10 protein-coding genes and 2 pseudogenes are annotated in these 13295 nt (G+C 73.3%); 7 read left to right on the plus strand and 5 right to left on the minus strand.

The genetic code is table 11. The features are described 5' to 3' along the window. Window positions 1-4: 4 nt before the first annotated feature. The 4 genes from Val02_RS43025 to Val02_RS43040 are packed head-to-tail and all read right to left on the minus strand — an operon-like array spanning window position 5 to window position 2380. Entirely contained in the window at window positions 5-967 is a 963-nt protein-coding gene (locus tag Val02_RS43025; protein WP_203905138.1) for a cation diffusion facilitator family transporter, read from the minus strand. Beyond that, window positions 964-1665, minus strand: a complete 702-nt coding sequence (locus Val02_RS43030) for a substrate-binding periplasmic protein (RefSeq protein ID WP_203905139.1) — start codon at window positions 1663-1665, stop codon at window positions 964-966. Before Val02_RS43030 ends, Val02_RS43025 begins: the two co-directional genes overlap by 4 nt. A 14-nt stretch (window positions 1666-1679) precedes the next feature. Then, window positions 1680-2162, minus strand: a complete 483-nt coding sequence (gene bfr, locus Val02_RS43035) for a bacterioferritin (protein WP_203905140.1) — start codon at window positions 2160-2162, stop codon at window positions 1680-1682. Between the two features lie 29 nt (window positions 2163-2191). Continuing rightward, complete coding sequence (locus tag Val02_RS43040; RefSeq protein ID WP_203905141.1) at window positions 2192-2380, minus strand: (2Fe-2S)-binding protein; 189 nt, start codon at window positions 2378-2380, stop codon at window positions 2192-2194. 125 nt (window positions 2381-2505) lie between these two features. Between Val02_RS43040 and Val02_RS43045 the strand changes: the two genes are divergently transcribed. The 6 genes and pseudogenes from Val02_RS43045 to Val02_RS43070 all read left to right on the plus strand — a co-directional run bounded on the left by Val02_RS43045 (window position 2506) and on the right by Val02_RS43070 (window position 9626). Continuing rightward, on the plus strand, window positions 2506-3258 hold the full coding sequence (locus Val02_RS43045; protein ID WP_203905142.1) for a helix-turn-helix transcriptional regulator: 753 nt from the start codon (window positions 2506-2508) through the stop codon (window positions 3256-3258). Window positions 3259-3315: 57 nt separating this feature from the next. Then, a complete protein-coding gene (locus Val02_RS43050) occupies window positions 3316-5814 on the plus strand; it encodes a hypothetical protein (protein WP_203905143.1) in 2499 nt (832 codons plus the stop codon). After that, window positions 5804-8512, plus strand: a complete 2709-nt coding sequence (locus tag Val02_RS43055; protein WP_203905144.1) for a DUF6493 family protein — start codon at window positions 5804-5806, stop codon at window positions 8510-8512. The genes Val02_RS43050 and Val02_RS43055 overlap by 11 nt, the downstream gene beginning before the upstream one ends. A gap of 29 nt (window positions 8513-8541) precedes the next feature. Continuing rightward, window positions 8542-9297 carry a hypothetical protein gene (locus Val02_RS43060; protein WP_203905145.1) on the plus strand — a complete coding sequence of 252 codons (756 nt, stop codon included), beginning with the start codon at window positions 8542-8544 and terminating at the stop codon, window positions 9295-9297. Between the two features lie 12 nt (window positions 9298-9309). Beyond that, a pseudogene (locus Val02_RS47995) lies at window positions 9310-9366 on the plus strand (hypothetical protein); the annotation flags it as partial. Then, entirely contained in the window at window positions 9366-9626 is a 261-nt protein-coding gene (locus tag Val02_RS43070) for a YidH family protein (RefSeq protein WP_239153780.1), read from the plus strand. The pseudogene Val02_RS47995 and the gene Val02_RS43070, both read left to right, overlap by 1 nt. A 30-nt stretch (window positions 9627-9656) precedes the next feature. On the opposite strand, the pseudogene rho reads toward Val02_RS43070, so the two are convergent. After that, window positions 9657-10862 (minus strand): annotated as a pseudogene (rho, locus tag Val02_RS43075) (transcription termination factor Rho); the annotation flags it as partial. Between the two features lie 387 nt (window positions 10863-11249). On the opposite strand from rho, the gene Val02_RS43080 reads away from it, so the two are divergent. Then, window positions 11250-13274: a methyl-accepting chemotaxis protein gene (locus tag Val02_RS43080; RefSeq protein WP_203905149.1), complete on the plus strand. Its 2025-nt coding sequence runs from the start codon at window positions 11250-11252 to the stop codon at window positions 13272-13274. Window positions 13275-13295 lie beyond the last annotated feature (21 nt).

A 13295-nucleotide genomic window follows, 5' to 3' on the forward strand; every position in this document is an offset into this window, starting at 1 on the left:
TCCGCTACTCGGAACGGTCGGCGTCGATTCGGGTCACCGGGGCGACCACCAGATCGTGCATGCGCCAGTCGAACGCCCGCACCCACTCCCCCAGCCGCTCGAGGCGTTCGACCAGGCGATCGGTCCCCTCGACCGGCACCACCACCAGTTCGCCGGCGAAGACGTGGCCCTCCTCGCGGATGCGCAGCCACGCGTCGGCGATCCACTCGTGGTCGCGAACGGCGACGAGAAGCCGGTCCGGCAGGGGATGCGGCGACTTCCCGTCGACCACGCGGGGCCGGTTGTCCATGAGGTTCGCGGCGGCGGCGCGTGTGCTGCGGAAGCCGTCGCGCACGATGTCCACGCCGATCAGGGCGGCGGCCACGGCGTCGGCCCACCAGAGGCCCGCGCCGATGCCCAGGATCCCCAGGATGCCGGCCGCGGCGGTGAGCCAGTCGGCGCGGTTCATCTCGGCGTCGGCGAACAGCACCTTGTCGTGCAGTTCCCGGGCGATGCGTTGCTTGGCGCGGCCGAGCAGCACCGCGGGCAGGATCGTCACCAGCAGTGCGCCGATCATCAGCCAGCCCAGCCAGAACTGGAAGCCGAACAGCTCCATCAGGCCGATCGGTGGGCGTTCGGCTTTGACGAGGCGCACGACCGAGTCGTAGACGACGTATCCGCCCAGCACCAGCAGGGCGAACGACGCGGCGAGAAACGCCACACTGACCGAACGGTGATAGCCGTAGGGGAAGTTGTCGTTCGGCGGGCGGGTCCGGTAACGCGCCGCCACCAGGAACGCCACCGGCGGCACGAGGCCGAGCATGTCCTCGATCCACGCGGCCTTCATCGCCTGGGACTGGCCGAGCGTGACACCGAGCAGCGCCACGGCGCACGCGAAGAAGAGGATCGTCAGCCATTCCAGCCGGACGGCGCGCTTGTGCAGGAGGCGCTTGTCGGGCGGGAGTTCGAACGTGTCGTAGACCTTCACGATGCCGCCGCCAGCAGTTCCAGCACCTCGGCCCGGTGCAGCGCCAGCAGGTACCGTTCCACCTCGACCTGCCAGGCGTTCTCGCCGAGCGGCACGGCCATGACGTGTTCGCGCTTGTCGAGCGTGTGCCTCGTCGGGCGCAGGCCCAGCGGCGCACACTGCCACTCCTCCACGAGCACCGGCTCGGTGCGTGCGGCCCCGGCGTCCAACGCGGGCACCGGGTCCACGACGGCGCCCTCGTCGCGGAGTTCGGCCAGCTCGGCCGTGCCGGCGAGTACGGCCACCCGCTGCCCGTCGAGGGACTTCGGGGCGGCCACGCCGGCCGCAACGGCCACCACCGGGCGGGTCGTGATGTAGGGCCGGGTCAGCGAGGCCTGTTCGATCCAGGGCGCGTCCGCGGTGAGCCCGCCGACGACGAGGTCGAGCACGCGCTTCTCCAGCGCGGCCATCCGGCTCGACTCCGAACCGGGGTACCACTCGATCCGGGCGCCGAGCCGGGCCGCGAGGCGTTCGACCAGAACTGCCTCGGCGCCCGCGACGGTGCCGTCCGCGGCGACGGTGACCCACGGCGGCGCGGCGGTCACCCCGACGCGCAGGACACCGCCCCGGACGTCGTCCAGCGTCGTGCCGGCGTCCCGGGGCCAGGTACAGCCCGCGAGCAGCAAGAGTGCGGCAACCAGCGGAGCCAGTATTCTCACCGCACCACTTTCACCTACGCCGGGCTGGGGTGCTCGGTGACGTTCTGGAGGTAGAGCGCCTCGCCGAGCTTCTCCAGCAGGTGAAGCTGGGTTTCGAGGTAGTCGATGTGGTGTTCCTCATCGGCCAGGATGTCCTCGAAGATCTTGGCGGAGGTGATGTCGCCGACGCCGCGCATGTGCACGATGCCGTCCCGCAGCCGGGTCACCGCCTCCTGCTCGATCAGCATGTCGCTGTCGAACTGTTCCTTGATGGTCTCGCCGATGCGCAGCGGGAACAGGCGCTGCAGGTTGGGCAGCCCGTCCAGGAACAGGATGCGGTCGACCAGGACCTCGGCGTGGCGCATCTCGTCGATGGACTCGTGCCGGGTGTGCGCGGCCAGCTTGGTGTAGCCCCAGTTTTCCTGCATCTTGGCGTGCAGGAAGTACTGGTTGATGGCGGTCAGTTCCGCGGTGAGTTGTTCGTTGAGGAACTCGATGGTGCGTTCGTCGCCCTGCATCCGGGCAGCTTACGACGTGTTTGGGCGATTCAGCCGGTGATCAGGGCGAGCGTGTCGGTCGACTCCTCGGAGATCAGCTCCCCGATCCGTTCGTGACAGGTGCCGCAGCCCGTGCCGGCACCGCAGGCGTCGCCGACGGACTCCTCGTCGCGGGCGCCGAGCCGGATGGCGGACCGGACCTCGCACTCGCGCACTCGCGCACAGATGCACACGAACACCGGTTACTCCCTGAAACTGGACGGCAAGCTGAGCCTTACCTCAGTTAGGGTAACCTCATCAGACGGCAAAATGCCAGGTCAGCAACTGGACTGCACCCGTCACGGACCGCTGATACAACCTCCCGATGCGAAGCTCTGACCTCACCCGGGTGCTCGACACCGTAGCTGCCATGAACCGCCACCTGGATCAGTCGTTCGAACGACCGATGCTCGCCGCGGCGCGTCGGATGTTCGACTGCGATACGGTCTCCTACAACGAGCACCGGCTCGACGACATGACCGAACTCGCCTGCTACGCCGAGCCGATATACGTCGAACGAAGCCCGGCACGCGGCCACTATTTACGCCTGCTCGCCCAGCATCCGCCGATAGCCGCGTGCGCGGCCGGGCGGGCCGCCAGCGGGGAGACGTTCGCCGTGTCCGACCTGCTGCCCCGGCGGGAGTTCCGGGAGCTGGCCATCTACCGCGACTACTTCCGCCCGCGCGGGGTGGAGGACCAGCTCGTGGCCGTCGTGCGGGTCCGGCACGGGCGCACCGTGCTGGTGGTGTTCAGCCGTTCGCGGGTCGGGTTCAGCGATCGGGACCGGGCCCTGGCCGGCATGCTGCTGCCGCACGTCCAGCACGCCGTTCGGCTGCGGCAGCGGCTCGCGGCGCTCCGGCCGACCCGCGCACTCGGCGACGACGCGTGGGCCGGGCTGACCGATCGGGAACGCGACGTCGTGACGTGCCTCTCCTCCGGCGCGACGGACCAGCGGATCGCCCGCACGTTGCTGATCAGTCCGCGCACCGTCGGCAAGCACCTGGAGAACATCTACCGCAAGACCGGCCTCACCGGCCGCGTCGCATTGGTCGCCGCCGCTGGCACACAGGTGACGTAACCCGTTAGAAGTCTTATGGGGCAACGGAATCCGCGAGGCGGCGCTACATTGCCCCACATGTCCCGGACCGCCACCGTCAAAACGTTCGCGTGGCCGGACGCGATGCGGCTGATCGATCGTCACGAGATCGGCCGGCTCGTCGTCCGGCTCTCGACCCTGGACGCCGCGGGGCGGGCCCTGCTCGCTCCCGACGTCGTCCGGTACGCCGAGTGCCGTGCGGAGGAACTGCTCGTGGGCGCACGACCACACGACGCGGCCGTCCCGGCGGCGGTTCTCGCGGTGGGCTGCCTCGACGATCCCCGCGAGGTGGTCCGCCTGCTCCTGCTCGACGCGTTCCACCTGGCGTTCCAGGTCGACGACCGGGAGCCGGTGGTGCGCGCGGCCGCCGCCCGGGGCAAGGGATGGCTGTGCACCGTGGGCACGATGCTGGCCGCCGCGGACGACACCGGGGCCGCCTGGCGGCTGTCGGCCGCGCTGATCGAGGCGGGTGGCGCGCCGTGGCCGACCGGGGACCGGTTCGTCACCGGCTGGATGCTGCACCACCTGATGGACGCGGTGCCGGAGCTGCCGCTGGACCGGCTGCGGGACGATCCGCGGCTCGATCTGTTCCTGCCCCGGATGTTCGAGGTGGCGGGGGTCGGGGATCTGCTGCGCCTGTCGCTGCGTCAGCCGTCTACGTGCCGGGACACCCCGCTCTCCTTCGTGCACGCACTTACGTTACTGGCTGCCGAAGGTCGGCTCGAGCGGCGCGAACTCCTCGACCTCTGCGTGGCCCGACTGCGGCGCGGCGGGCGGCGGCTGCGCGCCTACCACGAACTCCTCGACGCCCTCGCACCGCGGCCGCACGAGGTCGCCGCGCGGGCGGAGGCGTTCGGGCGGCTGCTCGCCGACGGGGTCACCGGGGTGGCCGTCGTGGCGCAGCGGGCGTTGCGCGCCTCCGACGGGGCGGGGCTGATCGATCCGGAGTTCCTCCTGCGGATCGGGCCGGACGTGCTGCGGCGGCCGGAGCAGGCGGTGGTCGTGGCACAGCTGGACTGGATCGCCGAGCGCGCCGCCCGGGAACCCGCGCTGCTCGGGAGGTGGCGGGAGGTGCTCGGGGCGGCGACGCGGCACCGCTGCGGGGCCGTTCGCGAGCGCACCCGGGCCGTTGCCGAGGGACTCCACGTCGCCCGCCCACCCCGCACGCCGCCGCGGGACGTGTTGCCGTTCCCGCCGGCGCAGGAGCCACCGCCGCCGGTCTCCTCCGTCGACGAACTGGTCGAGGAGCTGACCGCGCTGGCGACCGGGCCGGTGACGGCGTTCCGGCTGGAACGGGTGCTGGAGGGCCTGCCCCGGCTGCACGCGCAGGCGCGGGTGGCCCTGATCCGGGCGGTGTGCGCGCTGCGGCAACGGCACTTCCGGCCCGGCGACCGCCCGCCGGTGACCGCCGTCGACGCGCTGGCGGTGGTGCTCACTGCGCTGGTCGAGGGCCCGCGGACGGTAGCGGTGCCGAGGGACGCCCCCGCGCCGCAGCGCATCGTCCTCGGCCGCGTGCTCGAGATGGCGCAGCGCCTGCGGCCGATCGTCGCCGCGCCCACCCACGCCGGCGGGCTGCTCGACCCCGGTGCGCTGCTCGACCGGCTCGTCCACGCCGACCGGCACAACTGGGGACCGGGGTCGTACGACGTGACCCAGGCTTTGCTGCGGCTGCCGCACGACACCACGAACGCGCTCGCCCGACGGGCCGCCGCCCTGCCGACCTCGGCGGGAGCGCGCCTGGCTGCCCGGCTTGAAGCAGGAGCGGCGCCACGGCCCACGTTCGACCGGATCGTGGTACCGCGACGGGCCTGGCACCCGAACGCGTGGGGCGACGGGGTACGCGACCGGCTCCCTCCGGCCCGGATCCTCGTCGGGGTCCGCGCGGACGGCGACCCCGACGACCTGTACACGGTGCCCGTGCCGGAGGCGGTGTGGCTGCGCGAGCCGCATCCCGACGAGGCGCTGTGGCCGGCGGTCCTGCCCGGGCAGCGGGAGGTGATCGCCGCGCACCTGCTGCCGAGCGTGGCCGCGACGGCCGACTCGTGGCTACGCGGCCCCGGAACGCTCCTGCCGCTGCTCGCCGGCTGCACGGGACCGGCCGGCCCGGCGCTGCCGCTGGCGCTCGCCTACGGGCTCGCGGCCCGGGGAGGCCCGGACCGCACGGCCGCGACCGAGGCGTTGCTCCTGCTCGCGGCGGCCGGAACACTCGACGCCGACCGGGTCGGCGCGGACCTCGGCGAGCTCGTTGCGACCGGACTCGTGCGGGGCAACCGCGCGGTCGAGGCGCTCGACGGGATCGTGGCGGCGGGTGCGCCCGGGGTGGCGTGGTCGGTGCTGCGGGCCGCGCTGCCGCCGATGTTCGCCGCCGAACGGGCGTCCCGCTCGCTGGGCGCCTTTCTGTGCGTGGCGACCGCGGCCGCCCGCAACACCACCGTCGCCGGCACGATCGCCGGGCTCGACGACGTGACCCGACGGCCGGGACGCACCCGGCTGGCCGTAGAGGCCCGACGACTGAGGGAGACGCTCGGTGGCAATTAATCCGGCACTGCTCGAACGGCAGCGCGTCCGCAAGGTGGCCGCCGGCACCACCGGTCCACTGGCCTGGGAAGACATCGCACTGCTGCTCAAGCACGGGCGAGTGGACGCGCTCGCGACCCGGCTCGGCGGCCTGACCGCCCGGCAACGTGCCGCCGTCGCGCCCGACCTGCGGCGCTACGCCGCCGAGCTGGACGAGGCGCTGCTCCACCCGGACGGCCGGGACCGCGACGACGTCGACCGGGCGGCCGGCCTGGCCGTCTGCGCGGCCGCCGTGCTGCCGGACGCGCGGGCGGTGGCGAAGCTGATGACCCGCCGCGGGCTGCGCGAGGCGCTGCCGGCCGTCGACCCCGGGCTGATGACCCGCGCCGCGCGGGACCGGGGTGCGGCGTGGCTCGGCGACGTGGGGCTGAACCTCGCCAATCGGCTCGACCAGCGCACGGCCCGGTTCGGCTGGCCGCTCGCCGCCGCGCTGATCAAGGCCGGCGGCGCGGCGTGGCCGACGCACGACGCGTTCGTCACCGGCTGGGTGGAGAACCTGGTCACCCCCTGCGCCCTGCCGCATCACCCGGCCGTTCGCCCGCCGCTTCACCGGCTGCGCGCCGACCCGTGCCTGGACCCGCTGCTGCCGCGGATGTTCGAGGTCGACGGGCTGTGCGGGCTGCTGGGCGAGGCGATGACGCCGGCGGCCGGTGCGACGGGCACGCCGATGGCGTTCGGGCAGGCGATCGTGGCACTGGTCGGCGAGGGGCGGATCGCACGGGCCGTGGTCCTCGACGGCGGTGTGGCCCGGCTGCTGCGCGGCGACCGGCCGGCGGCGGCGCGCGCGGTCGCGGCCCTGCTCACCGCCCTGGACCCGATGCCGGACGAGGTCGCCGAACGCGCGGAGGATCTCTGCCGGCTCCTGGTCGAGGCGACGGCGCCGGTCGCCGGCCGGGTCCAGCGGTGGCTGCGCGCCGCCGACGCCCACCGGCCGCTCGACCCCGACCTGTTCCTGCGCAGCAGCCGCCCGGTGCTCGGCCGGCCGGAACGCAATCTGGTGCGGGCGCAGGTGCTGTGGCTGGACCGGTTCACCCGCCGGCACCCGGAGCGGGTCCCGGAGATCCGCGAAGCGGCCGCCATAGCGCTCGACCATCCGTCGGTGGAGCTGCAGAAGCGGGTTCGCGCGCTGATCGCCAAGCTGTCGCCGGAGCCGAAGCCGCGCCTGGTCGCGAGCCCGGGCGAGGTGGTGCCGCCGCCGGTCGTCGACGCGCTGCCGGCTCCGCCGTCCGACGCGCCGCCGGCCCCGATCGCGTCGGTGGACGAGCTGGCCGAGGAGATCGTCGCCCTCGGCTTCGCGCCGGTCACCCATCTTTCGGTCGAACGACTTCTCGACGCCGTGGTCCGCTTTCACACCGACTCCCCGCGTGCCCTGGCCGAGCGCCTCGACGCGGTGCGGGAGCACTGGGCGGTGGGCCCCTCGGCGGCGCACGCCCTCACCTGCCTGGGCGCGCTCTTCGACGCGGCGGTCGACGGCAGGCGCCAGGAGTGGGTGGCCAACCGGTTCCGCAACTGGGAACGGGTGCGCGACCTGGACGCCGAGTCGAGTCCCGTACCGCAGCGGCTGGTCGTGCTGCGGCTGCTGGAGATGGCGCACCGGCTGCGCCGCGCACCGGTGCCGCTGCTGGTCTCGACGCCCACGTCGGCCAACGGGATGCTGGACCCGGCGGCGCTGCGGGAGCGGCTGGCGCGGGCCGCCCGCGAGGGCTGGGACCCGTGGCGCTACGACCTGCGCCAGGCGTTCCTGCGGCTGCCGCGCGGGGCCACGCTCGGGTCCACTGTGGACAGTGATGCCGGCCGGGAACTGGCCGCCTGGCTGGACGGCGGCGGCCTGCCCGACGCGGAGCCCACGCGCGTCGTGATCCCCCGCCGGGAACGCCGGTACCCCGACCGCCCCTGGGCCGACTGGGAGTACGACCGCCTGCCGACCGCGCGGATGCTCGTCGGGCTCCGCTCACCCGTGGTCGAACGGCCCCGGTCGTCCGGCATCACGCCGCCGCGTACGCCCGGCCCGGCGGACCTGCTCACCGTCACGCCGCCGGAACGGATCGAGGGGTCGTCGTTCCTCGGCGACGTGCAGCTGTGGCCGGCGGTCGCCCCGGCGCACCGGGAGACGATCGCCGCGCACCTGCTCCCCTGGGTCGCGGCGACCGCCGACGAGGACCTGAAGGGTGCGTTGCTCGTGCTGCCGCTGCTCGCCGAGTGCACCGGACCGGTCGGGCCGGCGCTGACGCTGGCTCTCGCCTACGGGCTCGGCGCCCGGTGGCCGCAGGACCGGGTCGCGGCGACGGACGCGCTGCTCCTGCTGCGGGCGACGGGTGCGCTCGACGCGGAAGCGCTCGGCGCCGACCTCGCCGACCTGGTCGTTCGTGGCCTTCTCAAGGCGAACAGGGTCGAGGCGGCGCTCAGCGACCTGACCCAGGGCGGCGCACCCGGAGTGGCGTGGGCGGTACTGCGCGCGATGCTGCCGACGCTGCTGACCACCGTGCCGACGCCGCGGGCGCTGGCCGGGTTCGTGACGCTGGCCGCCACCGCCGCGGGAACCTCCGGCGCCCAGCCGGGCGACGTCATCCCGGGCCTGGCCGAGTTGGCCGGCCGGCCGCGGCACAACCGCCTGATCAACGAGGCGCGCCGGTTGTACGCCGTCGTGGGGCCCCTTTAGGCTCGGGTGTTCCTGGGTAGGAGGCCGGCATGTCCGTCGATGTCCCGCCCGCGCCGTCCCGGCTGCAGACCTGGCTCACCGGAGGCGGGATCGCGCTGCTGGTCGTGATCGGACTGGTGCTGGTCGCGGCCCTGTTCGACACGCACACCGAGAGCGGATCGGCCCGCCGCCCGGACCGGATCGTCTCGGCGCCGCTCGGCGGCGGCCCGTCGGAGGCGACGTTCGAACTGCTCACCGGCGCCACCGCGGTGACCGTGCGCACCGCCGACCTGCCCGGGTTGCTGTACCGCGTCGAGACACCGGAGGGCGGTTCGCACACGCCGTACGTGACCGGCGAACGGGACAGCGTCCAGGTGCACCTGCTGTCGACCGGCGCCAACGGCCCGTCCACGGTCAGCGTCGCGCTGTCCCGGGCCGTCACCTGGCACCTGCGCATGGTCGGCGGCGTCACCGACGAGGTGCTCGACCTCGCGACGGGTCGGGTCGGCGGCGTCGACCTGGTCGGCGGGGCGGCCAGCATCGAGCTGTCGCTGCCGAGGCCGCACGGCACCGTGCCGGTGCGCATGTCCGGTGGCGCGAACCGCTGGGTGGTGCGGCCGCCGGCCGACGTTCCGGTGCGGGTGTCGGTGGACGGCGGCGCGGGAAGTGTCACGGTCGACGGCGCCGCACGCGGTGGAACTGCCGCCGGCACGGTCCTCACGCCGGACGGTTGGGACGCCGCGACCGACCGCTACGCCGTCGAGGCGCAGGCGGGGGTGGCCGCCCTGACGATCGAACGGCTGTAGCACGCTGTCGGCGTGGACCAGGACGTAGACGTCAGGTTTCTGCTCGCCAACGAACGCACCCTCCTGGCGTGGCTGCGCACGGGGCTCGCCCTGCAGGCCGGCGAGCGGCGCTGCTGCACCTTGTGCCCGACCGGCGCGGTCTGCCGGCGATCGGGGTGGCGCTGCTGGTGCTCGGCGCCGTGACGGCCGGGGTCGGATACGTCCGGCATCGGGCGACGCGCAGGGCCATCCGTGCGGGTCAGTTGCCCCGCGACGGCTGGGGTCCGGCGGCGGTCACCGTGGGCGTGCTGGTGCTGGCGGTGTTGCTGATCGCGGCGGCGGTGCTGTGATCAGCGGGGCCGGTGCCGGCCAGCTGGCTCCTAGCGGGGCTGGTTGCCGGCCCGGGCGATGAGCATGAGCAGCTCGGCGTTGCTCTGGGTGCGCTTGAGCTGGTCGAGGAGGCGTTCGATGGCTCCCTGGTTGTCGACCGTGCCGAGCGCGCGGCGCAGCTTGTGCACCACGGCCAGTTCGTCGGGCGCGAGCAGGATCTCCTCCTTGCGCGTGCTGGAGGAGTCGAGGTCGATCGCGGGGAAGACGCGCTTGTCGGCGATCTTGCGATCGAGCTTCAGCTCGGCGTTGCCGGTGCCCTTGAACTCCTCGAAGATCACGGTGTCCATCTGGGAACCGGTCTCCACCAGCGCGGTCGCGATGATCGTCAGCGAGCCGCCGTTCTCGATGTTGCGCGCGGAGCCGAGCAGGCGCTTCGGCGGGTAGAGCGCGTTGGTGTCGACACCGCCGCTGAGCGTCCGGCCGCCGCCGGGCTGGATGAGGTTGTACGCCCGGCCGAGCCGGGTGATGGAGTCGAGGAGAACGACTACGTCGCGGCCCTGCTCGACGAGCCGGCGGGCGCGTTCGATGGCGAGTTCGGCAGCGGTGGTGTGGTCCTCCGGCCGCCGGTCGAACGTCGAGGCGATCACCTCGCCCTGGACCGAGCGCTGCATGTCGGTCACCTCCTCCGGCCGCTCGTCGACGAGCACGACCATGAGGTGGGCCTCGGGGTTGTTCTTGCTGATGGCGTTGGCGATCGCCTGCAGCACCATCGTCTTGCCGGCCTTCGGGGGCGAGACGATCAGCGCGCGCTGCCCCTTGCCGATGGGCATCACGAGGTCGATCACGCGGGGGGTCGGATCGGTCGAACCGTGCTCCAGCCGGAAGCGTTCCTGCGGATAGAGCGCGGTGAGTTTGTAGAACTCGGGGCGCCGCTTGGCGGTCTCGGGGTCGAGGCCGTTGACGGTGTCGACCCGCACGAGCGGGTTGCCCCTGTCCTTGGTGGAACCGGTGTCGGGCAGTTCGCGGGCGACGCCCGCGAGCAGGTCGCCGCGGCGCAGGCCGTGCTTCTTGACCAGCGCCATCGGGACGTACACGTCCTCGGGCGACGGCGTGTAGCCGTCGACGCGCAGGAATGCGTGGGTCTGGCCGTCCCGGACATCGAGGATGCCGGAGACCTCGGTCAGGACCTCGGGGCCGGCGGGGGCGCCGCCCGTGGTCTGCTCCGACCGGTCCGACGTGGCGGTGCGGCGGGCGCGGCGGCTGTCCGGCCGATGGTTGGCCGAGCGGCGGCGCGCGCGGGGTGCCACCCAGACGTCGGTATCAGTCATGGTTACTCCGTATGGGAATGGACGTGCCTCGCAGCCGATTACGAGGGGCCGGCCGCCGGTACACGTCGGAACTTGTCCACCGCGCGGGGCTGATCCCGAGTCGACGGTGGAGGGCGCAACTCTCCTGGGGGGCAGTGGATCTGCCGGCTACCGCAGGGGGCGTGTTGCGCTGAGAGTAGCGCGCCCAGGTCCCCCCGGCAACCACAACGCGCCGGATCCGTTTTACCCACTGAAACCGGACGAAAACCTTGAACGGCCCCCGCGTCGGCCGATCGGACGAACATGCGTCCCTGGTGGTTGGGTCCGATCCCCGTCGTGGTGGACCGGCTCCGGACCAGCGCCCGGCTCGCGGTCCTGATCGTCGTGCTGCTGATCCCGGGCATCGGCGCGACGATCTCCTACACGAACGTCATCGGCGGCCAGGTCGATTTCGCCCGCAACGAACTGGCCGGCACGGTGGTCGTGCGGCAGGCGCTCCTGGCGCTGTCGGACACCGTCGGCGGGCGCGCTCCCGACCTCGCGGCGCTCACGGCGGCCGTCGCCGAGCACCCCGAACTCATGCTCGAGACGAAGCTGAAGGCTGTCAGGTCGGCCGGCACCGGCACCCCGGCCGAACGGCTGGCGGCGGCCGTCGCGCTCGGCGCCCTGATCACCGAGGCCGGCAACACGTCGCAGCTCATCCTGGATCCCGACCTCGACTCGTTCTACGTCATGGACCTGCACATCGTGCAGCTGCCGAAGGCGCTCATCGCGGCGGCCGGCGCGGCGGCACCCCGGGCGGCGCCCGGCAGCGGCGAACTGGTCGCCGAGCAGGCGGTGCACGCCGGCGAACTGGCGTCGGCGGCGGGGTCGTTCCGCTCGGACGTGACGACCGCCGACGCCAGCACCGCGCTCGACGGGCTGGCCGGACGCCTGCAGGCGGTGCTCGCGGCGGCCGACGCGGTGGAGGCGCTGTCGGACACGCTCACGGCGGCGCTGTCCGCCCCGAAGGCGGTCGACCCGACGGGTGTGGCGGACGCCGTTCGGGCGGCGGTGCCGCCGGCCACCGACGTGCTGACCGAGCTGCTGTCGGTGCGCGACGACCGGCTCTCCGGCCAGCGGTTGGTCACGCTGACGCTCACCTGCGCGGGGCTGCTGCTCGCCGGGTGGTTCGCGGCGGCGGTGATGTGGCGCACCCGCACCGACGTGCGCACGACGCTCGCCGCGGTCACCGCGATCGCCGAGGGCGACCTGACCACCCGCCCCCTGCCGGGCGGCCGCGACGAACTGGGCGACATCGGCCGGGCGCTCGCCGCGGCCCGGGACCGGCTGCACGAGCAGGAGTCGCAGCTCGGTGATGCCCGCAAGGTGCGCGAGGACAACCTGCACGCGTCGTTCCTGCATCAGCGGCAGGCCGAACGGAAGCTGCGCGAGCGCGCGCAGAAGCTGATCGACGAGTCGACGACGGCGATCGCGGCCGAGCTGCAGAACGTCGCCGGCCAGGTGGAACGGGTGCGTTCGGCCGCCTCGGTGATCGACGAGCGGGTCTCGACGGCGAACGAGGCGACCGGCACGGTGGTGGCCCGTTCGCGCGACACGGCACCGGTGCTGGCCGCGCTGGAGGAGAGCCTGCGGCGGGTCGGCACGATGGCCGAGATGATCACCGGCATCGCCAACCAGACCAAGCTCCTGGCGCTGAACGCCACCATCGAGGCGGCGCGGGCGGGCAGTGCCGGGCGCGGGTTCGCCGTCGTCGCGAACGAGGTGAAGGACCTGGCCGACACGACGGCCGAGTCGACCGAGCAGATCACGGCGACGATCGCCTCCCTGGAGCACGACGCCGGTGTCATGTCGGACACGATCGCGGCGATGGTGAGCGGCATCGGCGGGATCGACGACGCGACCGAGGTGCTGCGGAACGTGGCCGCCGATCAGCACGAGGTGGTGGAGCAGCTGAACCGCCAGGTGACGACGACGATCTCGCGCATCCGGGAGCTGTCGGGCGTCGCCGAGCAGCTGGAACGCCGCCAGGCGGAGCGGATCGGCGCGGCCGGCATGGTGCTGATGCGTTCCCGGGGTGGCGCCACGGGCACCCAGCCGGCGCACCTGGTGGACCTGAGCTCGGGCGGGCTGCGGTGCCGCGCCGAGCCGCAGACGCAGGTGACCCGGGGCGAGTCGGTGGACCTCGACCTGCAGCTCGGCGACCAGGTCATCACGCTTCAGGCGCAGGTCATGCACCTGGAACTGAAGCGCAATCAGGTGGAGATCGGCCTGCGGTTCCTGGATCCGGACCCGGCGACGGCGCAGCGAATCCAGACGCACATCTCGGCCGTTCTCGACGACGCCCGCGAGGACGAATAACCACCTACCCTCATAAGGTGA

The sequence above is a fragment of the Virgisporangium aliadipatigenens genome, assembly GCF_016863615.1.
GTDB lineage: Bacteria > Actinomycetota > Actinomycetes > Mycobacteriales > Micromonosporaceae > Virgisporangium > Virgisporangium aliadipatigenens.

What these genes read in the sequence shown, in the direction of transcription:
- Val02_RS43045 (WP_203905142.1), top strand. Translation starts at nt 2,506, where the DNA reads ATGCGAAGCTCTGACCTCACCCGGGTGCTCGACACCGTAGCTGCCATG.
- Val02_RS43050 (WP_203905143.1), top strand. Translation starts at nt 3,316, where the DNA reads ATGTCCCGGACCGCCACCGTCAAAACGTTCGCGTGGCCGGACGCGATG.
- bfr (WP_203905140.1), bottom strand. Translation starts at nt 2,162, where the DNA reads ATGCAGGGCGACGAACGCACCATCGAGTTCCTCAACGAACAACTCACC.
- Val02_RS43060 (WP_203905145.1), top strand. Translation starts at nt 8,542, where the DNA reads ATGTCCGTCGATGTCCCGCCCGCGCCGTCCCGGCTGCAGACCTGGCTC.